At 46.5% G+C, this 20,861-nt stretch carries 16 protein-coding genes and 2 tRNA genes; 5 read left to right on the top strand and 13 right to left on the bottom strand.

What is annotated here, in order from left to right; translation table 11 throughout:
* Window positions 1-224: 224 nt before the first annotated feature.
* From ACTQ16_RS02975 to alaS, 3 genes are all read right to left on the bottom strand, one after another.
* Window positions 225-734: a gamma carbonic anhydrase family protein gene (locus tag ACTQ16_RS02975; protein WP_089544874.1), complete on the bottom strand. Its 510-nt coding sequence runs from the start codon at window positions 732-734 to the stop codon at window positions 225-227.
* A 60-nt stretch (window positions 735-794) separates the two neighbouring features.
* Window positions 795-1,919 carry an AAA family ATPase gene (locus ACTQ16_RS02970; protein WP_441936003.1) on the bottom strand — a complete coding sequence of 375 codons (1,125 nt, stop codon included), beginning with the start codon at window positions 1,917-1,919 and terminating at the stop codon, window positions 795-797.
* A 346-nt stretch (window positions 1,920-2,265) separates the two neighbouring features.
* On the bottom strand, window positions 2,266-4,929 hold the full coding sequence (gene alaS / locus ACTQ16_RS02965; RefSeq protein ID WP_441936001.1) for an alanine--tRNA ligase: 2,664 nt from the start codon (window positions 4,927-4,929) through the stop codon (window positions 2,266-2,268).
* A gap of 109 nt (window positions 4,930-5,038) precedes the next feature.
* On the opposite strand from alaS, the gene ACTQ16_RS02960 reads away from it, so the two are divergent.
* Window positions 5,039-5,386: a MerR family transcriptional regulator gene (locus ACTQ16_RS02960; RefSeq protein WP_153125424.1), complete on the top strand. Its 348-nt coding sequence runs from the start codon at window positions 5,039-5,041 to the stop codon at window positions 5,384-5,386.
* 48 nt (window positions 5,387-5,434) lie between these two features.
* Here the strand turns inward: ACTQ16_RS02960 and ACTQ16_RS02955 are convergent, their stop codons facing one another.
* The 6 genes from ACTQ16_RS02955 to ACTQ16_RS02930 form a co-directional block, all read right to left on the bottom strand.
* Window positions 5,435-6,424: a pectinesterase family protein gene (locus ACTQ16_RS02955; protein ID WP_294970656.1), complete on the bottom strand. Its 990-nt coding sequence runs from the start codon at window positions 6,422-6,424 to the stop codon at window positions 5,435-5,437.
* 89 nt (window positions 6,425-6,513) lie between these two features.
* Window positions 6,514-8,796, bottom strand: coding sequence for a RelA/SpoT family protein (locus ACTQ16_RS02950; protein WP_294970658.1), 2,283 nt, complete (start codon window positions 8,794-8,796; stop codon window positions 6,514-6,516).
* Window positions 8,797-8,817: 21 nt separating this feature from the next.
* On the bottom strand, window positions 8,818-10,182 hold the full coding sequence (locus tag ACTQ16_RS02945; RefSeq protein ID WP_294970660.1) for a lytic transglycosylase domain-containing protein: 1,365 nt from the start codon (window positions 10,180-10,182) through the stop codon (window positions 8,818-8,820).
* Window positions 10,183-10,245: 63 nt separating this feature from the next.
* Window positions 10,246-10,974: a DUF5683 domain-containing protein gene (locus ACTQ16_RS02940; protein WP_441936000.1), complete on the bottom strand. Its 729-nt coding sequence runs from the start codon at window positions 10,972-10,974 to the stop codon at window positions 10,246-10,248.
* Window positions 10,975-11,886: a ParB/RepB/Spo0J family partition protein gene (locus tag ACTQ16_RS02935; protein WP_295346031.1), complete on the bottom strand. Its 912-nt coding sequence runs from the start codon at window positions 11,884-11,886 to the stop codon at window positions 10,975-10,977. It lies immediately after the preceding gene.
* 62 nt (window positions 11,887-11,948) lie between these two features.
* Complete coding sequence (locus ACTQ16_RS02930) at window positions 11,949-12,713, bottom strand: ParA family protein (protein WP_153125411.1); 765 nt, start codon at window positions 12,711-12,713, stop codon at window positions 11,949-11,951.
* A gap of 99 nt (window positions 12,714-12,812) precedes the next feature.
* Here ACTQ16_RS02930 and surE point away from each other — a divergent pair, with 99 nt between their 5' ends.
* Both surE and lpxB read left to right on the top strand, forming a co-directional pair.
* On the top strand, window positions 12,813-13,577 hold the full coding sequence (surE, locus tag ACTQ16_RS02925; protein WP_295346030.1) for a 5'/3'-nucleotidase SurE: 765 nt from the start codon (window positions 12,813-12,815) through the stop codon (window positions 13,575-13,577).
* 115 nt (window positions 13,578-13,692) lie between these two features.
* Complete coding sequence (lpxB, locus tag ACTQ16_RS02920; protein ID WP_441935998.1) at window positions 13,693-15,000, top strand: lipid-A-disaccharide synthase; 1,308 nt, start codon at window positions 13,693-13,695, stop codon at window positions 14,998-15,000.
* An 86-nt stretch (window positions 15,001-15,086) separates the two neighbouring features.
* Here lpxB and ACTQ16_RS02915 read toward each other — a convergent pair whose 3' ends face one another.
* From ACTQ16_RS02915 to rsfS, 3 genes are all read right to left on the bottom strand, one after another.
* Window positions 15,087-15,953 (bottom strand): phosphatidate cytidylyltransferase, encoded by an 867-nt coding sequence (locus ACTQ16_RS02915; protein WP_153125404.1) that lies wholly within the window; start codon window positions 15,951-15,953, stop codon window positions 15,087-15,089.
* Window positions 15,954-15,964: 11 nt separating this feature from the next.
* A complete protein-coding gene (gene ftsH / locus ACTQ16_RS02910) occupies window positions 15,965-18,070 on the bottom strand; it encodes an ATP-dependent zinc metalloprotease FtsH (RefSeq protein WP_153125402.1) in 2,106 nt (701 codons plus the stop codon).
* A 71-nt stretch (window positions 18,071-18,141) separates the two neighbouring features.
* Entirely contained in the window at window positions 18,142-18,501 is a 360-nt protein-coding gene (gene rsfS / locus ACTQ16_RS02905; protein WP_153125400.1) for a ribosome silencing factor, read from the bottom strand.
* A 181-nt stretch (window positions 18,502-18,682) separates the two neighbouring features.
* Here rsfS and ACTQ16_RS02900 point away from each other — a divergent pair.
* Window positions 18,683-18,753, top strand: a tRNA-Gln gene (locus ACTQ16_RS02900).
* 35 nt (window positions 18,754-18,788) lie between these two features.
* Window positions 18,789-18,859: transfer RNA gene (locus ACTQ16_RS02895), tRNA-Gln, on the top strand.
* Window positions 18,860-18,967: 108 nt separating this feature from the next.
* Here ACTQ16_RS02895 and ACTQ16_RS02890 read toward each other — a convergent pair.
* A complete protein-coding gene (locus tag ACTQ16_RS02890) occupies window positions 18,968-20,731 on the bottom strand; it encodes a DUF349 domain-containing protein (protein ID WP_294970672.1) in 1,764 nt (587 codons plus the stop codon).
* Window positions 20,732-20,861 lie beyond the last annotated feature (130 nt).

Raw genomic sequence — 20,861 nt, 5'->3', positions numbered from 1 at the left:
CCATCGCCTAGAACAAACAGAACAGGAAGCCTCGAAAGAAGTTGAAGAAGGGAGTATCACTGCTGTTCTGCTGTTGGTGGTAATTTTATAAAAACAGAAATGCGTCCGTATTGTGCGGGCGCATTTTTGTTTTACGGTCACGAATCATCTTCATCATGCAGCTTTTACTACACGTCGTTAACCTACTAATACGATGATAGTCTCCTTGCCAAGATACCTTTCTATCAATCTTCCTTCAGATACCAGTCCTTGATATATCCGGAATAATGCTTGGCAAACTCCTCGGCTTGGCCGGGAGCACAGGCCTTTACTTTCCTGGCTGGAATACCCGCCCAAATCTCATGTGCAGGAACCTTGGTGCCATGGGTAACTACAGCACCTGCAGCAATAATAGCCCCTTCTCCAATGTCAGCCTTGTCAAGCACAGTGGCATTCATACCGATGAGTGCGCCTTTTCTGACTGTGGCTCCGTGGACGATGGCACCATGTCCCACAGATACATCATCCTCCAGGATGCAAGGCATCGTACCGGTTTGATGGATGCAGGCGCAATCCTGCACATTTACCCTGTTTCCACATCTGATGGCATCCACGTCAGAGCGCAATACTGCACTATACCAGATGCTGCAGTCATCACCAAGAATGCAGTCACCGGTCAGTACGGCATTCTCAGCGATAAAACAATTCTTTCCCCAACGGGGAGTCTTTCCCTCTACTGTCTTTATGATAGCCATATTGAATATATATTTAAATTTGGGTGCAAAGGTAGCAAAAAATATTGGAATCACCTTATACTATTTCAGATACTTCTTCAGCCACAAATCGAAGAACTGGTCATATACCACGTAGGCATCATCCTGCTGGGTGATGAAATCCTTCTCCAGCAATCCCTTCAGAGCGGAATTTACGGAGCTTGGCGACGGGAGATGATATTTCTTTGCGAAGGCTCCGCTCTTTACGCTTCTGGCTTCGCCTTCTGCAGAGATGGCGATGAAGACATTGCGCTGCTTTTCCGGCATCTGGCGCAGAAGGGTCTCGTAGGTGTCTGATGCCATGTTGAGATTGTAGTTGATGGCGTCATCTACCATATCCAGAGTACAGGTACCCTGCTCGGGAGTCTTGAGGAAGAGAACATTCATTACTCGCTGGATGTATGAAGTGACACCACCGAAACGGGCGAAGAGTTCTCCGATAATGGCAGTATCTAGATGTTTGTTGCGCTCCTCGAACTTGGCTGTGGCAAACTCCTTGTATTTCTCCACATCCAGAGGCTTCAGGTTCATCAGCGTCACGCTCTGATAGAATGGGCGGGCAGGAGATGTGAACATTTCTGCCATCAGATGGCGGTGAGAACCCGAGAAGATGAAGTGGGCATTGGTGCAACGCTGAATGTAGGTACGGAGTAAAGCTTCTATGCGGTTGTCGGCATAGTTGGTGATTTGCTGAAACTCGTCGATGGCAACAAGACATGGCTTGTCGGCTTGGTTGAGATAAGAGAATATCTCATCAAGCGTAATTTCGGGATTTACTATGTTGCCGATGCCTATTCCCCAAACTGGAGCCCCGTTGATATCGAAAGAGATTTCTGAACGGAGAGAAGAGAGTGCTATCAGGAATTTCTCCCAAGCGCTTCTGCCTTTAGGGCGAAGTTCATCAATAATGGCTTTGCCGAACATATTGACCAGGTCGCTGACGGAATTGGTTGAATAGATGTCTATGATGAAAGTATAATAATCTTTTTGGATGACTGGCTGGGCAAAGCAATGGTGAATCAGCTCTGTCTTTCCGATACGTCGAGGGGAAATCAGAGCCATATTATTCTCATTGGTCAGCATCTCTGTGATGTGCAGGGTTTCTTCCACACGGTCGCAGAAGTATTCCGGACCGGCGTAACCATTTGTTACAAAAGGATTCTTCATTACCATATTTATACCTTATTATATATTCAACGTTTGCAATTCTTTTGCAAAGATAATGCAAACGAGCGCAATGTAAGCTTGCTTACAAATTGCCGAGTGTAGCTTATCTTCTGCAAAGATACAACTTTTATTCCGATTATCATAAAGTGATTATCATAAAATGATAATGAAATAAGGAATTTTATCATTTGATGATTATCATAAATTGATAATTATGACATGGAGACTCCTCTAATGTCAATAGAAAAAGGGTTGCAATCCTCGAAAAGATGGATTGCAACCCTTTATACCTTATTATATATAAGAGTTAAGATAACTCTATCAAATATTCATTTGTGGAAGCTGATTACAGCTGAGCCAACTCTACAACCTTATCTACTGCAGCGCTCAAGCCGTCCTTGTTCTTACCGCCAGCCTGAGCATAGTGAGGCTGACCGCCACCGCCACCCTGAATCAACTTGGCAGCTTCGCGAATCATCTTGCCAGCGTTCAAGCCGTGATCCTTAACCATATCATCGCTGAACATTACGCTGAGCATAGGCTTGTCGTTATAAACAGAACCTACCACGCAGATCATGTTCTCAGGCAATGCCTCGCGAACCTTGAATACCAAATCCTTGGCAGCTGATGGCTCCATTGGCAATACGGCTGTAACAACCTTCACACCGTTGATTTCTTTTGCATTCTCTACAAGCTTATCCTTGGCACGCTCCACAGCCTGAGCCTGGAACTTCTCAACATCCTTCTTCAAGGCATCGTGCTCGTCGATGTACTTTCTGATGACACCCTCAAGATCCTTGGCGTTGTTGAACAAGCCCTTCAAGGCTACGATGGTATCCTGCAAACCGTAGATAGCCTCCTCGCAAGCCTTGCCAGTCAAAGCCTCGATACGGCGGATGCCGGCTGCTACGCTGCTCTCAGAGATAATCTTGAAGAAACCAATCTTACCAGTGCTCTTGGCGTGAATACCACCACAGAACTCAGCAGATGGACCGAAGCGAACCACACGAACCTTGTCGCCATACTTCTCGCCGAAGAGGGCGATAGCGCCAAGCTCCTTAGCCTCCTCAATAGGAGTATCGCGGTGCTCATCCAGTGCGTAGTCGGCACGGATCATCTTGTTTACCATGTGCTCTACCTTGCGGAGCTCCTCATCAGTTACCTTCTGGAAGTGAGAGAAGTCGAAACGTAAGGTGTCCTTATCTACATAAGAACCCTTCTGCTCTACGTGCTCGCCCAAAACCTGCTTCAGGCAGTAGTCGAGCAAGTGGGTAGCTGTATGGTTGGCAGCGCTTCCCTCGCGGCTTTCGATATCAACGCAAGCCATGAAATCAGCGTTTACATCCTTTGGCAACTCCTTTACGATGTGGATGCTCTGGTTGTTCTCGCGCTTGGTGTCGATAACCTGGATGGTCTCATCCTCGTTAACGAGTACACCCTTGTCGCCAACCTGTCCACCCATCTCACCATAGAATGGAGTGTTGTCGAGTACCAACTCATAGAAAGAGTTCTTCTTCTGAGTCACCTTGCGGTAGCGCAGGATGTGGCACTCATATTCTGTATAGTCGTAACCCACAAAGTTCTGGTCGCCTTCCTTCAAAACCTCCCAGTCGCCATTCTCTACGGCAGCAGCATTGCGGGCACGCTCTTTCTGCTTCTTCATCTCCTCGTCGAAGCCTGCAGCATCTACTGTGTAACCATTCTCACGGCAGATAAGCTCTGTCAGGTCGAGAGGGAAACCGTAGGTATCGAAGAGGCGGAATGCGCTCACGCCGTCAAGCTGAGTCTCGCCATGAGCCTTGAGCTCGTCCATATCGCCATTGAGGAGGTTGATACCCTTCTCCAAGGTGCGGAGGAATGAATCCTCTTCCTCTTTCATCACACGGGTGATGAGCTCCTGCTGAGCTGGCAACTCTGGGAAGGCTGCACCCATCTGCTCTACCAAAACATTGACGAGCTTGTACATGAATGCCTGCTTCTGACCGAGGAATGTGTAAGCGTAACGTACGGCACGGCGCAAGATACGGCGGATTACGTAACCAGCCTTGGCATTGCTTGGCAACTGACCGTCGGCGATAGAGAAGGCTACGGCACGGAGGTGGTCGGCGCAAACACGCATAGCGATGTCGATCTTCTCCTGCTCATCCTTACCCTCACCATTCTCACCAGTAGGAGTAGTGAAGCCATACTTCTTGCCAGAGATAGCCTCGATTTCCTTGATGATTGGCTGGAAGATATCTGTATCATAGTTAGAGTGCTTGTCCTGCAACATGCGAACCAAGCGCTCGAAGCCCATACCTGTATCGATAACGTGCATTGGGAGTGGTTCGAGAGAACCATCAGCCTTGCGGTTGTACTGCATGAACACGATGTTCCAGATTTCGATGACCTGTGGGTTATCCTTGTTCACCAATTCGCGGCCAGGCACCTGAGCCTTCTCCTCTGGAGTACGTGAATCCACGTGAATCTCTGAGCAAGGACCGCAAGGACCTGTATCGCCCATCTCCCAGAAGTTGTCGTGCTTGTTACCATTGATGATGTGGTCGGCTGGCACGTGCTTAGCCCAGTAACCAGCTGCCTCGTTGTCGCGTTCCAGACCTTCCTCCTTGCTACCCTCGAATACGGTAACATAGAGGTCGGCAGGGTTGAGTTTCAACACTCCGGTCAGGTATTCCCAAGCCATATCGATGGCGCCTTCCTTGAAGTAGTCGCCAAAGCTCCAGTTACCGAGCATCTCGAACATGGTGTGGTGGTAAGTATCGTGACCCACCTCTTCGAGGTCGTTGTGCTTACCGCTTACACGGAGACATTTTTGAGTATCAACACGACGAACATCCTTGCCTGGGTCTTTCGTACCGAGGATGATGTCTTTCCACTGGTTCATACCAGCGTTTGTAAACATCAGCGTTGGGTCATCCTTGATAACCATAGGTGCTGATGGAACAATTTTGTGGCCCTTACCTTCGAAGAATTTCTTGAAGGATTCGCGCACTTCATTAGCTGTCATCATATTATTTTTGTCTTGATCTTTATTTTTTTTCGAAATTCTTTGCAAAGATAAGAAGAATTGTTTAATTTTGCAACTAAATTAATTATTTTTGAAATTAAAGACGGAAAAAATGGCTATAAATTCAGATAAACCAGCAAAATTATACTATTCAATCAAGGAAGTGGCAGAAGAAATAGGTGTTAATGAATCTTCTTTGAGATATTGGGAGAAGGAGTTCCCTTTTCTGAAACCAAAGGTTTCCGGAAACAAGGTTCGTCAATATACCGAGAAGGATATTGAACAGGTAAAGCTGATCTATAACCTCATTAAGGTGAAGGGATTGAAGATTGCTGCGGCACGTAAGTATCTGAGTCAAAACAGAGCGGGTGCCGAGAAGTCATCTGACGTTCTCGACACCCTTATATCTGTGAGAGATCAGCTCAAGGAACTCAAAAAGCAGCTCGATGGGCTGGTGTAGTACTTTGAATTTTGAACATTGAGCATTGAACTTTATGATTAGCTAGGGTTACCACGCTTCTTCACCGAAGACATTCTTGATGGTAACTTTAGCTGCTTCTTTCTTGGTGAGCTGATGGCTCCAGGCTACTCTGCCCTTGGTTGCTGCACCAGCACCATGGTTGTTGTACTCGCTGTAGCGGGCTGTCTGTTCGTTGCTCTGCTTGCCCCAGTTGTGCCATCCTTCAGGACGGATGTGACTACCCATTTCGCAATTCATGAAGAGGGTAGCTGCATAAGGGCGCCATGGTCTGCCCAGATAAACCTTGTCTACGCCTGGCTCGGCGGTAAGTTTGCACTTGTTGAATACATAGCCAAATTCCTGACCGGCTGGGCTAGAGGCAGCAGTGATGTAGCTGTTGGCCTTGCTGCGAATCTCACAATTCTCAAACCATGCTCTTCCCGGACCAAAGATGAAATCGGTGGTTCCCTCAATATAGCAATCGTAGAAAGCTGAACGGTTGTTGGCTATACCTGTATAAACGGTATCCTGATTGCCCAGCAGACGGCAGTTCTGAACGAGGATATGATCGCCTTCAAGATGCAGGGAGACTGCTTGTCCCAGTTTGGCAGCATTGTTCTCAATCGTGATGTTCTTCAGGGTGATGTAACTGCCCTGTACCTTCAGGGTATAAGTGCGGAATGTACCCATCGGTTTGCCCTTTACTGCAGATTCTGAATCGAGTCCACCTGCAGGCATCTTGATGTTGGCATGATCGTCCCATGTGATGATGGTTTGGTCACGGTCTTCACCGCAGATGATGATGTTGGTGAGCCATGAAGGGATGATGAGCTTTTCCTTATAAACTCCTTTCTTTACATAGATTACCTTGGTGTATTCCATGAAGGCACGACAAACTTCGATAGCTTCGTCGATGGTGCGGAATTCGCCGGTACCATCACGAGATACTACAATCGTGTCGGGATTATCATACTTGTTGGCTGCTGCCAAAGGCAATAGGGTCAACATCATCAAAAATGATAAGAATAATTTTTTCATTGTTTTTAAGTTTGTTGTTTATGATTAAATATGATGGAAGTTAGAAGCTGGAAGTGAAAACTTCCAACTCCTAACTTCTAACTATCTGATTATCGGATTCTCTGTACTTCCTGCAAGTCCTCAATCTTTTTGAGCTGATCCATGATGATCTTTACCTCCTCACGATCGTGGATGCGGAGTTCTATGGTACCATCAAAGATACCATTGTCGCTACTGATAGTGAGCTTATGGATATTGATGCCGAGCTGGTCGCTGATAACCTTGCTCACATCAAGCAGCATACCCTTGCGGTCGATACCCTTGATTTCAATGGTTGCATCGAAGAGCAGCTTCTTGTGCATATCCCATTTTGCATCAACGATGCGGTTGCCGTAGCTGGACTTCAGTTTTGCAGCCACAGAGCATGAGCGTTTGTGTATCTCGATGCGGTTCTTGTTGTCAATGTACCCCATGATATCATCACCTGGAATGGCATGGCAACAGTCTGTGAAGATAAACTGATTGATGTTCTCTTCTGTAATGATGAGCGGTTTCTTCTTATTGAAATCCTTGCCTACAATAAACAACTCTTGCGGCTTGACAGTTCCTTCAGCTTGTTCCTTGTCTTTGGTTTTGCCAAGGAATGGAATATAGTTGCGCCAGCTGGAGGTTTGCTTTGGCTTTTTGTTTTTTCCTAAGAGCTCATCCAAATCCTTGTAGCCCAAAATGATGCAATGGTCGCCAAGAGACTGGAAAAAGGTTTCATGCTTCTGGATATTATGGTATTCGCAGAGACGGTCGATGACCGATGTTGTCATTTCCATGCCGTTCTTGTTCAGCCAATCCAGGAGAATGCCTTCGCCCTTTTTCTGGATTTCTCTGGAATCGCGGCGCAGGATAGCTTGAATCTTGCTCTTTGCCTTGGCTGTGCTGACAAAATTGACCCATGCCTGCTGTACATGCTGACTCTTGGATGTGAGGATTTCTATCTGGTCTCCACTTTGCAGCTTGTGGCTCAATGGCACCAGCTTGTGGTTTACCTTGGCTCCTATACAGTGGCTTCCCAGGAAGGTATGTATCTGGAAGGCAAAGTCGAGCGCCGTACATCCAGCCGGCATTGTCTTGATTTCTCCCTTAGGAGTAAATACGAAGATTTCCGAAGCATAGAGGTTCAGCTTGATGGCATCGAGGAAGTCCATGGCGTCTGGTTGCGGATCGTCCAGAATCTCCTTGATGGTGCTCAGCCAGTCGTTCAATTCGTTCTCGTCCTCGGTATATTCACCACCTTCCTTGTACTTCCAGTGAGCAGCAAAGCCTTTCTCTGCCACCTCGTCCATGCGGTCGCTCCTGATCTGCACTTCAATCCATCTACCCAGTTTGCTCATCAGGGTAACGTGAAGCGCCTGATAGCCGTTTGCCTTTGGATGGTTGAGCCAGTCGCGGAGACGGTCCGGATGACTCTTGTATATCTTGCTGATGGCAACATAGACATTGAAGCATTCGTTTACTTCGTTGGCTCTGTTCTTTGGTGTCACGATGATGCGAACCGCAAGAATATCGTAGATTTCATCGAAGGATACGTGCTTGTTCTGCATCTTGTTCCAGATGGAATACGGACTCTTTACACGTGCCTTGATCTTGTATTCTACACCCAGTTTGTCAAGCTCTTCACGGATAGGATGGGTAAAATTATCGAAGAGAATATCTCGTTGTGCTTCTGTATCCGCAAGCTTATGCTCTATGTTGGCATATTCCTGTGGATGGTCGTATCTGAAGCTGAGATCTTCCAACTCGGTTTTAATCTTGTTCAGTCCCAAACGGTTGGCGAGTGGTGCATATATATATAAGGTCTCGCCCGCAATCTTGTACTGCTTGTTGGCTGGCTGCGACTGGAGGGTGCGCATATTGTGCAGACGGTCGCAAATCTTGATGAGGATAACGCGGATGTCATCGCTCATGGTAAGCAGCAGTTTCTTGAAGTTTTCTGCCTGTGCAGAAGCCTTGTCGCCGAAGATTCCACCACTGATCTTGGTGAGTCCATCAACGATCTGGGCTATTTTGGTGCCAAAGATATTGGCGATGTCTTCTACCGTATAGTCTGTGTCTTCCACTACGTCATGCAGCAGGGCTGCACAGATACTGGTAGAGCCCAATCCCATTTCTTCGCAAGCGATCTGTGCCACTGCGATAGGGTGCATGATATATGGCTCGCCCGATAATCGGCGCACCCCTTTGTGCGCCTGGCGGGCGAAATTGAACGCCTTGGTTACAATATCTACCTTTTTTCTGTGTCTTGAACTGAGGTAGGTGTTGAGCAGATGTTGAAAGGCATTGCCTATCAATTCATTATCAGCTTGCTCTCTTTCTAGGTCTTTCAAGTTCTGGTCATCCATAATGTACCCTCCCTATAATTATTATTTTACTTTGAGTTTCTTTCCGGCACGAATATGATTGCCGCTAATTTTGTTAAGCTTGCGCAACTTCTTAACGGTAGTTCCATTGCGTGCTGCTATTTCTGAAAGGGTGTCTCCGTTTCTGATGGTTACACTCTTTGTTCTTGTCTTTTTCTTGTTCTTTCCCTTCTTGCTGCGGCTGCTGCGTGAAGAGCGGGATGAACTGCTGCTACTGCGACGGCTATAGCTGCTGCGTGAGCGGCTGACTGATGGCTCGGCGTCGTTTATATCTACAAATGTACGCTTCAGGAACAGTTCGTCTGCCTTGTATGCACAGATGGAATCTTCCTGGTCGATGAAAGAACCAATCAGTGTAGATGGCAATCTTAGCGCCATTGGCTTATTGAGACCGTTGATGATGTCACGACGGTACTGTGGGTTGAGATTGCGGAGATGCTCGATGTTGATGTTGAGAACCTGGGCAATCTGTTCCAGGTGAATATCCTTGTTGACCAGTACGGTATCTGTCTTTACTGGCAATTCTGTTACCATTGGGCAGATATTGTGGTCGCAATAGTAGTTCATGATGTAGTTGGCTGCAATGAATGCTGGGACATATCCACGAGTCTCTTTTGGAAGATATGGATAGATGTTCCAGTAATCAGCATTACCCTTAGCGCGATGGATAGCCTTGTTGACATTGGTTGGACCGCAGTTGTATGCAGCAATGACAAGACTCCAGTCGTCGAATATCTTGTAGAGGTCGCTCAGATAGTGTGCTGCAGCGTATGATGCCTTCACCGGATCGCGGCGCTCATCTACCAATGTGTTCACTTCCAGTCCATATCTCTTGCCTGTTGGCAACATAAACTGCCATAAACCTGTGGCTCCTACGCGTGATATTGCCATAGGATTGAGGGCTGATTCGATGACAGGGAGATATTTCAACTCCAGTGGAAGATTGTATGCTTCAAGCGCTTCCTCAAAGATAGGCATGTAGAAATTGCTGGCTCCCAACATGAAGCTTACCGATCTGCGCAGCTTACCGCTGTAGCGGTCGATGAATTTCTGTACCACTTCATTGTATGGCATTTCAATGATGGTAGGCATTCTCTTCAAGCGGTCTACGTATACCTCTTTATCGAATACGGGATTGATGTCCTGATAGTTGCAGGAAGTATCCGGCATGAGATATGTCTGTGTATTGTAAAGATGTAAGAGGCTGTCGAGGTTGTCTTCCATTCCTTCTGGAATTTCAATTTCCTCTGATTTTCCGTCTTTATCAGTTACGGTGATGATGTCGTCGTTTTCTTCGTTTTCTGTTTGAGCATTCATGCCCTGCAATCCCAAAAGCAAGGCGGCTGCCATGATTATAATCTTCTTCATTTCTTTTTTTCTGTTCTATTTTCTCGTCATTATTTTGTTGTAAGAGATATTTTGTTCATTTTGCTAAAATTTGAGTGAGCATTGTAAGCCGAGCGATGCTGACTTGAACGGATTGTTGGTTCGCTTGTCGTTCATGACCGTAGGCTCCACTCTAAGTGTCAAATCGTCTGAAATGTCAAATTCAGACAGCGATGCGTCTACATAGGCATCAATGACAGAGAATGCGTATACACCAATCATGACAAATACTCCCATATCTCTCCATCTGCGGAATTTATCTTTTCTTTTGCGGAATATTTCCTTGTAACGATCGATGTTTGAAGCGTCAATGGTTGCTCCTAAGTGCAAGAACTGGTTATAGCTTTGCGTGTTAGGATCATCGTCCATGATGTCAAGGTAGGCTTGCGAATAGTCGTGATACATCTGGTTATTCCAGGTGATGGCGTATGCGCAACCTACGAAACCGCCGTATATGATAGGCAGTTTCCAATACTTACGATTGTATATTTGGCCTGCTCCCGGCAAGACGAGCGCCATCCACATAGCTCTTTTTGCTTCTGGGTGCCAGGTGCTCCAGTCGCGTTTTTTCTTAACTGGTTTGAGCGATTGGTTGAGCTTTGCCAGGTTGCTGCTGTCTTGCGCAGTGAGAACAGAGTCGACAGGCATCTTTACCGAGTCGACAGAGGCGATGGCAGGTACGTTGACATCGGTCTTCTCTCTGTTTTTCTGTGCGTAAGAAAGCGTAGAGCTAACCAGCAGTAAAGCCGTGATACCGATATTTTCTAATCTCATTTATTCTTGTTTCAATTGGTCGAAAACTTTCATGATGCGTTCCAGTTCTTCTTCATTGGCGAACGGAATGCTAATTTTTCCTTTTCCCTTTGACGAGCAGGTGAATTGAACCTTAGTTGCAAGAAACTGTGACAAGCGGTTCTTGATGGCAGTGAATTCCTCAGGCAACTGAGCTTTTGCTGCTATCGTTTTCTTGCCGCTTTCGATGTCTTCACCGTTTTTCAGGTGCTGTACCATTTCTTCCACTTTGCGCACGGAATAGCCGTTTTTCTGAATCTCCTTGAAGAGCTTGATCTGTAGAGACGGACTGTCAAGTGCGAGCAAGGCTCTGCAGTGTCCCATGTCTATTTCTTTCTTCTGGAGTGCCATCTGTACCTGTGCCGGCAACTTGAGTAATCGGAGATAGTTGGCAATGGCTGCTCGGCTTTTGCCTACTCTTTCAGAAATCTTTTCCTGTGTCATTCCTTCGTTCTCCAGGAGATGCTCGTATGCCAGGGCGATTTCTATAGCATTGAGGTCCTGGCGCTGGATGTTCTCTACGAGCGCCATTTCCATCACGTTCTCATCGCTGATGGTGCGGATGTAAGCAGGAATGGCGGTCAGTCCTGCCAACTGCGAAGCTCTCCAGCGGCGCTCACCTGCTATAATCTGGAAGTGGTTTTCTGCAACTTGGCGTAGGGTGATGGGCTGAATGATGCCTATTGCCTTGATGCTTTCTGCCAGTTCGTGCAAAGCCTCTTCGTCAAATTCGCGTCGTGGCTGGTTGGGATTAGCCTCGATCTGATCGATGGCTATTTCATTGATTGTGCTGCTGCCTTGGGTGCGAACGCCCTCTGTGGATATGAGGGCATCGAGACCGCGGCCAAGCGCATTGCTTTTTGTTCCGTTGTTATATTTCTTGTGTACTGCCATTTTTTAGTTTGAACTTTGAATTTTGAATATTGAACTTTCTTGAAGGGTTCAATTTCCAAATCTTAACTATTCTTGTTGATAATTTCCTTGGCCAATGCCAGATGGTTCTTTGCACCATTGCTTTCTGCATCGTAAAGGATGACAGGCAGACCGTGGCTAGGGCTCTCGCTCAATTTCACATTGCGCTGGATTACGGTTTTGAATACCAGCTCCTGGAAATGTCGCTTTACCTCATCGTAAATCTGGTTGGCAAGGCGAAGACGGCTGTCGTACATCGTCAGCAAGAAGCCTTCGATCTCTAATTTCGGATTGAGTTTACTCTTGATGATTTTGATGGTGTTGAGCAATTTGCTAATTCCTTCAAGAGCGAAATATTCACATTGCACAGGGATAATTACGCTGTCAGCTGCTGTAAGCGAGTTGACGGTGATGAGACCCAGTGATGGGGAACAATCGATGAGTATAAAATCATATTCGTCGCGGATAGGTTCCAGAAGATTTTTGATAACCTTCTCGCGATTCTTAAGATTCAGCATTTCTATCTCTGCTCCCACCAAGTCGATATGGCTAGGAATGATATCCAGGCCATTGATGTCGGTGGTGTAGATGGCATCACGGACATCCGTGTGGTCGATGATGCACTCATAGATAGAGCAATCAACCTCGCTGATATCTACTCCCAATCCACTGGATGCGTTGGCCTGTGGGTCAGCGTCAACCACTAGAACGGTCTTCTCGAGAGTGGCCAATGATGCAGCCAAATTTATCGTGGTGGTAGTCTTGCCGACACCGCCTTTTTGATTAGCTAATGCGATTATCTTTCCCATTTTCTTAGTAAATTTTCGGCAAAGATACAAAAATAATGTGAGAATTGTGTTACTTTAAAGGTTTTTTCGTACTTTTGCACCAAAAAGAAAGATATTTTTATGGAAAATAGGAAACCGTTAGTATTAATTTCGAATGATGATGGCTATCATGCCAATGGAATCAAGACACTGGTCAGCTTCTTGAAGGACTGGTGTGAACTCTTAGTTGTGGCTCCGGAAAGTGCCCGTTCCGGATTCGCCTGTGCCTTTTCGGCTACTACTCCCTTGCGTCTCAAGCGACGTCATAACATGGGCGATGATGTGGTGGTATGGTCGTGTAGCGGAACACCGGTCGACTGTGTGAAACTGGCTTTGGATCAGTTGCTTGATGGTCGCAGACCCGATCTCGTTATCGGCGGTATTAATCATGGGGATAATTCGAGTGTCAACAATCATTATTCCGGCACGATGGGGGTAGCGAAAGAGGGTTGCATGCAGCATATTCCAAGCATCGCCTTCAGTAGTTGCAACTATGATGAAAATGCTGACTTAATGCCTTTGCGTGATGGCGTGCTGAAGGTGGTTAAAATGGTGTTGGAGAAAGGCTTGCCTAAGTATACCTGTCTGAATGTCAATTTTCCAGCCATGCCTCCTTTCAAGGGCTTCAAGGCTTGCCGGATGACGCATGGCTCATGGATCAATGAGGTGGTTCACCGTACGCATCCTCACGGATATGATTACTATTGGATGGTAGGAGAATACCGTAATGACGAGCCTGAGGCTACGGATACCGATCAGTGGGCTGTAAACAATGGATATATAGCCATCACTCCAACTAAGATTGATGTCACGGATTATGATTGGATCAAAAACTTTGAACATTGAATATTGAACTTTATGATGTGCTTTTGCTAGAAAATGACCTTTCATTTATAGCAAGAAAACTAATCATAAAGTTCAATGTTCAAATCTCAAAGTTCAAAGTAAAAAAATAAGTATCATGAAGTATTATTTGATAGTAGGTGAGGCGAGTGGTGATCTGCATGCCAGTAGGTTGATGCGCTCACTGAAAAAAGTGGATGAATTTGCTGAGTTCAGGTTCTTCGGAGGCGATTTGATGGCTGCCGAGGGAGGTACTCGTGTGAAGCATTATAAAGAACTGGCTTATATGGGCTTCGTTCCCGTTCTGTTGCATCTGGGAACCATCTTTTCCAACATGAAGATGTGTAAGGATGATATCGTGAAATGGAAACCTGATGTAGTTATCCTGGTGGATTATCCCGGCTTTAATCTCAATATCGCTAAGTTCTTGAAAAAGAATACGAATATCCCGGCTTATTATTATATTTCTCCTAAGATATGGGCTTGGAAGGAATGGCGAATCCGTAGCATTCGGAGAGACATTGCCGAGATGTTCTCTATCCTGCCTTTCGAGGTGCCTTTCTATGAGAAAAAGCATCACTATCCGATACATTATGTAGGTAATCCTACTGCGCAAGAGGTGAATGAATTCCGTGTCGGATATCAGCAGCCATTTGAGGAGTTCTGTACAGAGAATCAGCTTGATATTCATAGACCAATCCTGGCTTTGTTGGCGGGTAGCAGGTTGCAGGAAATCAAGGATAATCTGCCTGCCATGATTGAGGTAGCTGAACGGTTTGAGGATTTTCAGATGGTTTTGGCTGGTGCGCCTTCCATTGAGGATAAGTATTATGAGCAGTTTGTCAAGGGAACGCCTGTCAAGATGGTGCATAACAAGACCTATCAGTTGCTTTCTCATTCTACGGCAGCTCTGGTAACGAGTGGTACGGCTACGCTGGAAACGGCTCTTTTCAACGTGCCTCAGGTGGTTTGCTACGAGACTCCATTGCCTCGTCTTGTCCGCTTTGCGTTTGATCATATCATGTCGTGCAAGTACATCTCGCTGGTTAATCTGATAGCCGATAAGGAAGTGGTGCAGGAAATGTTTGCCGACCGTTTCAAGATAGATGCCATTGCCGACCAGCTTTATCAGCTGTTGCCAGGTAAAGAGGGTAGAGAACGTATGCTGGCAGAATATCAGGTGGTGCGCGAACGTCTTGGCAGTCAGATGGCTCCTGACGAAGCAGCAACCATCATGCATGGCTTGTTGGTTAAGCGCAGAGAGCGACTCCTCCGCCTTGCCAAGGAAAGAGCTGAGGCCGAGGCTGCTGCTGAGGCTGCAAGAAAAAAAGCGGAGGAAGCGAAAAGATTGGCTGAAGAGGAGGCGAAACGTGCTAAACAGGCTGCTGAGCAACTCAGCCAGACGCAGAAGGAAGAAATGGAATAATTGATAGAAAACAAAAAATCCAAGTTAGAGCAAATCTAGCTTGGATTTTTTTCTTTTATATCGAAAACTTTTGTTGTCTCAAAAACTTATCCGAAAAGCTGCAAGGTATAGAGATAGATTACAGCTGCAGGGATTGCCATGAGGGAGGAGTCGAAACGGTCTAGCATGCCACCATGTCCCGGAAGAATGGTGCCACTGTCCTTCACTCCCAGGGTACGTTTGAAGAGACTTTCTACCAAATCGCCCCAGGTGCCGAAGAACGTAACTACCAATCCCAAGCCTACCCATCCTGGAATGCTCAGGCGATGAGCTGCACCGTCGTTTGCCAGATAGCCGATGATGATGGCTGCAATGATGACGAAGATGCCACCTCCGATACTGCCTTCCCAACTCTTGGCTGGACTGATACGTGGAAACAGCTTGTGTTTGCCGAAGAGCGAACCGCTACAGTAGGCACCCGTATCGTTGGTCCAGAGGAAGATGAAGATGCTCAAAGGCAAGAGCATGTCATAATGTATCTGTCCGTCGAATGTGGATGTCTCAAACGCCAGTACGTTAATCATTGAGAATGGCAGGGCGATATACATCTGCGAAAGCATGGTATATGCCCAGTCGTTGATGGCGTCCTTGTTGCCCGTGTAAAGTTCTGCAATGAAGAGATAAACGATGGTGAGCAGGTAAGGCACGAAAACGATGAAGTTTGTCACGATGCCGGTACGGAAACCTGCCACGGCAAGAAAGAGATATACGCCTGCCACGGTGGTGATGAAGCGGTTGACAGTTACGTCTTCCTTTCCGTTTACCAGTCCGCAATACTCCCAGATGCTAAGTCCTGTAATGAGGGCGAAGAGAAATACCATCGCTCTAGGATTCAGGAAGCAAGAAACCATACAGGCGACGAAGAGTACGCCTGTAATGGATCTTATCACTAGATTTTTCTGTTTGTCAGTCATGGTTCTGATTATTATTCGTTATTTTTCCCGTTGTTATTCTCACTAGGATTCTCCTTGTCGCTTTCGTTCTCTGGAGTTTCCTCAGAATCGTCAGCGTTCTTCTTAGCCGCTTCGTGCTCTTTGATGGCAGCCTGTACTTCCGGCAGTTCCTTTACTGCATCGTCAATCTTTGGCTGCTCGTCTTCCATGATTTCCTGTGAACGGCTCAACCATGGTCGCTTGCCGAAGATATGCTCTACGTCTTCTGCCATGATTACTTCCTTCTGAATCAGTAGCTCGGCGAGGGCGTTGTGACCTTCCTTGTGCTCCATCAGGATGTTCTTGGCACGGGTATACTGCTCGTTCACCATCTTGAGTACCTCTTCGTCTATCTCGCGGGCTGTTGTCTCTGAGTATGGACGCTGGAATGAATACTCGTTCCGGTTGTAGAAGCAGATATTTGGCAAAGTCTTGCTCATACCCAGGTAGGCTACCATGCCGTATGCACTCTTGGTGGCACGCTCCAGGTCGTTCATCGCTCCTGATGAAATGTGACCCGTGAAGAGTTCCTCGGCGGCACGTCCACCCATCAGTGAGCACATCTCGTCGAGCATCTGCTCCTTGGTGGTAATCTGGCGCTCTTCAGGGAGATACCACGCTGCTCCAAGAGCCTGGCCGCGAGGAACGATGGTTACCTTGATGAGAGGGTTGGCATATTGGCAGAACCATGAGATAGTAGCATGACCAGCCTCATGAAGGGCGATGCTGCGCTTCTCATCGGCAGTCATCACCTTGGTCTTCTTCTCTAATCCGCCTACGATACGGTCTACGGCATCCAGGAAATCCTGTTTGCAGACAGCTTTCTTGTCGTGGCGGGCTGCGATAAGGGCAGCCTCGTTACATACATTGGCGATGTCGGCACCAGAAAAACCTGGAGTCTGACGTGCCAGAAGGTCTACATCTACCGTCTCGTCAATCTTGATAGGCTTGAGGTGAACCAGGAAGATAGCTTTACGCTCGTTCAAACCTGGGAGATCTACGTGGATTTCTCTGTCGAAACGACCCGCACGAAGCAGGGCGCTGTCGAGCATGTCTACGCGGTTGGTGGCTGCCAGGATGATGACACCGCTGTTGGTGCCGAATCCGTCCATCTCGGTAAGGAGGGCATTCAGGGTATTCTCACGTTCATCATTGCCACCCATAGCTGGGTTTTTGCTTCTGGCACGGCCCACGGCATCAATCTCATCGATGAAGATGATGCTAGGTGATTTCTCCTTTGCCTGACGGAAGAGGTCGCGGACACGTGATGCGCCCACACCAACGAACATTTCTACGAAGTCGGAACCGCTCATAGAGAAGAAAGGTACGCCTGCTTCGCCTGCTACAGCCTTTGCCAGAAGAGTCTTACCGGTTCCCGGAGGGCCTACGAGAAGGGCGCCCTTAGGAATCTTACCGCCCAGGTCGGTATATTTTTTAGGGTTCTTGAGGAAGTCAACGATTTCCTGTACTTCCTGCTTGGCTCCTTCCTGTCCGGCAACGTCCTTGAAGGTGATGCCGATGGCATTACCCTTCTCGTACATCTTTGCCTTGCTCTTTCCGACGTTGAAGATTCCGCCACCCATGTTGCTCATGCCGCTGCCCATTCTGCCCGACATCCAATAGATGAAGAGGAAGAAGAGAAGCAGTGGAGCCAGGCTGATAATCAGGTTCCAGAAGTCGTTGTCTTTCTTGTTGTCATAACTGAAAGAACGGATTTTCTTCTCCTTGACCATCTGGTTGCCATACCGGTCTACTTCGTCCACAGAACCGAATTGTACTTTTACGTATGGGTTCGGTCCCACGTTCTGTGCGCTCATTTTATATACATCGCGAGTATATTTCGGGTTGATGTATATTTTAAGCGTATTTTCTGTTTTGTTAGCCACTACGCTCAGTACATAGCCTTTGTCAACATACTGTTTGAATTCTGTGTACGTTGCTTCTTTGGCAGCACCTCCGCCTAGGGCATCACCACCACCACTAAAAAACAAAGCTATCAGAGCAATGAGAATAATGGTGTAAAGCCAGTTCATGTTAAATCTAGGCATCTTAGGTCCCTTGCCTCCGCCTTGATTGTTGAAGTTGTTGCTTTGTTCCATATATTAATATGCTTATTATAATAATGTATATCTTTATCCTTGCTTGTACTTATCCTGCAAGCCTGTTCCTCTTAGTCAAGGTTTGGCACATGGGTAAGCTTGGCGTCTGCCCAAAGGTGCTCCAGATCGTAATAGGCTCTCACCTCCGGCAGGAAGATGTGAACCAGTACGTCCACGAAGTCCATGGCTACCCACTGGTCGTTGCCGAGTCCTGCCACGTTGACTGGCTTTTCGCCCAAGTTCTTGCGGCAGATGTCGCCCACTGATTCTGCGATGGCTTCTACCTGGGTAGGGGAGCCACCCTGACAGATGATGAAGTATTTGGCAATGCTGCCATCTATTTCACTGAGGTCTGCGATTACGATATCTTGACCTTTTTTCTCTTGTATACCTTCTTTAATTGTCTCTACGAGTTGCTTAATTGTGTTCATTTATATTTTTACTTGTTGTTTTAATGCTACAAAGATACGCTAATTACATGAAAAATCACTCAAAATCGATAAAAATTGAGTTTTTTTAGAAAAAAGTGGGGAAAAATTTTGGAGATACAAAAAAATGTTGTACCTTTGCAACCGCAAATGAAATCATAACCGATTCTTTTGCTAAGCATATTGGGATATGGTGTAATGGTAACACTACAGATTCTGGTCCTGTCATTCCTGGTTCGAGTCCGGGTATCCCAACTTCGCTTACTTAAGATGGTTTTAATAGAATTTATTGGGATATGGTGTAATGGTAACACTACAGATTCTGGTCCTGTCATTCCTGGTTCGAGTCCGGGTATCCCAACAGGTTAGCATCTTTCAGAAATGGAAGATGCTTTTTTGTTTATAATCCTTGCATGCGAAACTTGGATAAACAATAAAACCCAGGGCAAGCGCCCTGGGTTTTGTTGTTTTATTTGTTCTCGGCATCAATAGCCTTGATCTTCTGCTTGATAATCTCGAGGTCTGCCTTGAGTTTTTCTACCTTACGGTTCATTTCCTCTACGAGGCTGTTGCCCTTCTTGCTGGCTGCATTGAGGAAGCCGAGGTTATTCTCATAGGTAGTAATCTCGTTTCTCAGCTGGTCGTAGCGACGCAACAACTTGCCACGCTCGTTGTCCAAGGCATTAGTGCCCTGCTCTGCAACATTCTTCAGATTGTTCTTGAAGTTGTTGAGATGACGCTTGCCGTTGCTGATGCGCAACTCCTTGTATACCTTGTTCAGTACGCTGTGGTATTCTTCGTACAGCTTGTCTTTCTCCTTGAAAGGAACATGACCAACGGCATTGTATTGTGCGGTCAACTCCTGAACTTTCTTCTGGAAGCCTTCGCCTGCATTTTCGATGAGTTCCTTGAGTTGCGCGATGATGGCACGCTTCTTCTCCAGGTTGGTATGTTCCTCGCTGCGTGTACCGGCATTCTGCTTGTTGCGGGCATCGAAGAACTTGTTGCAGGCAGTCAGGAACTCTTTCCACAGAACGTCGCCCTGCTTGCGAGGTACGACACCTGTTTTCTTCCATTCCTTTTGCAGTGAGATGAGTTTGTCGCCGGTCTTCTTCCACTCGGTGCTGTCGGCTAAAGCTTTAGCCTTTTCCACGAGCTCCTGCTTCTTGGCGATATTGCTGGCATATAGATCCTTCAGTCCCTTGAAGAATTCTGCCTTGTTGCTGAAGAAAGTATCGTTGGCGATACGGAAACGCTCAAAGATCTTCACGTTCATTTTCTGTGGAGCAAAACCAATCTTCTTCCATTCGTTCTGTAACTCAATCACTTCCTTTGTAGCATTCTCCCAGTCAGACGCCTGCTTGTATTCTGTCTGGTTGATGGCCTCAACCTTTTCGCAAAGTGCGGTCTTGTCAGCAAGGTTCTTTTCCTCCTTGGCTCTCAAGTCCTCGAAGTGCTGCTGATGCTTCTTGTTGATGATGGTGCTGGCTGCCTTGAAGCGAGCCCAGATTTCCTCTCTCAGTTCTTTTGCTACAGGACCGATTTCACGATACTGCTGATGGAGATCCTGCAACTGGTGGAAGGCTGAGATGACATCGGTGTCTTCTGCCAGTTTTTCTGCAGCTTCGCACAACTTAGTCTTGGCTTCAAGATTCTTCTTGAAGTCATATTCGCGTGCTTCATTGTTGAGCTTCAGAAGATCGTAGAACTGCTCCACGTAGAGTTGGTAGTTCTTCCATACTTCGTTAGCTTTGTCAGCAGGGATAGCCTTGATTTCCTTCCATTCCTGCTGCAGTGCCTTGAAGTCCTGGTATGATTTGTTAACCTCTTCAGGTGAAGTAGTCATTGCCTTAATCTTCTCGATAATCTCAAGTTTTTTAGCTAAGTTTTCTTGCTTTTCTTCTTCTTGAGCAAGGAAAATCTTAGCTCTTTTTTCCTTGATAATCTGCATTTCTGCCTTAAAGGCTTCTTCAGTATCATCTGGAAGAAGTACATATTTCTCCGGGTCGCCACCTTTTGCGAGATACTCTTTCATCTGAGCATCTCTTTCTGCAAGGTGCAACTTGTAGAAAACTGTCTTTAATAAATCAAGCTCTTCTTTCACAGGAGCTTCTGCACTACGTGCGATTTCTTTTACTCTTTCGAGTACTTCCTGCTTGGAAGAGTATATCTTCTTGGCAGGTTCTTCCATGGTGCCCTGCTGCAGCAGAGCGTTTTCTAGAGAGTCCATCATTTCACTTTGTTTAGTTTATGATTCGAGTTTCTTTGCCGGTAGTCGTTTTCTAAAAAGCGATTCGGCCACACATTGTTATTATTAATAATTTGCAAACTTAAATAAAAAAATCGAATATCTTTGTAAGACA

This window comes from Prevotella sp. LCP21S3_D2 (genome assembly GCF_052118345.1).
Classification (GTDB): Bacteria; Bacteroidota; Bacteroidia; order Bacteroidales; family Bacteroidaceae; genus Prevotella.
This window is presented reverse-complemented; position numbering and strand designations above follow the sequence as displayed.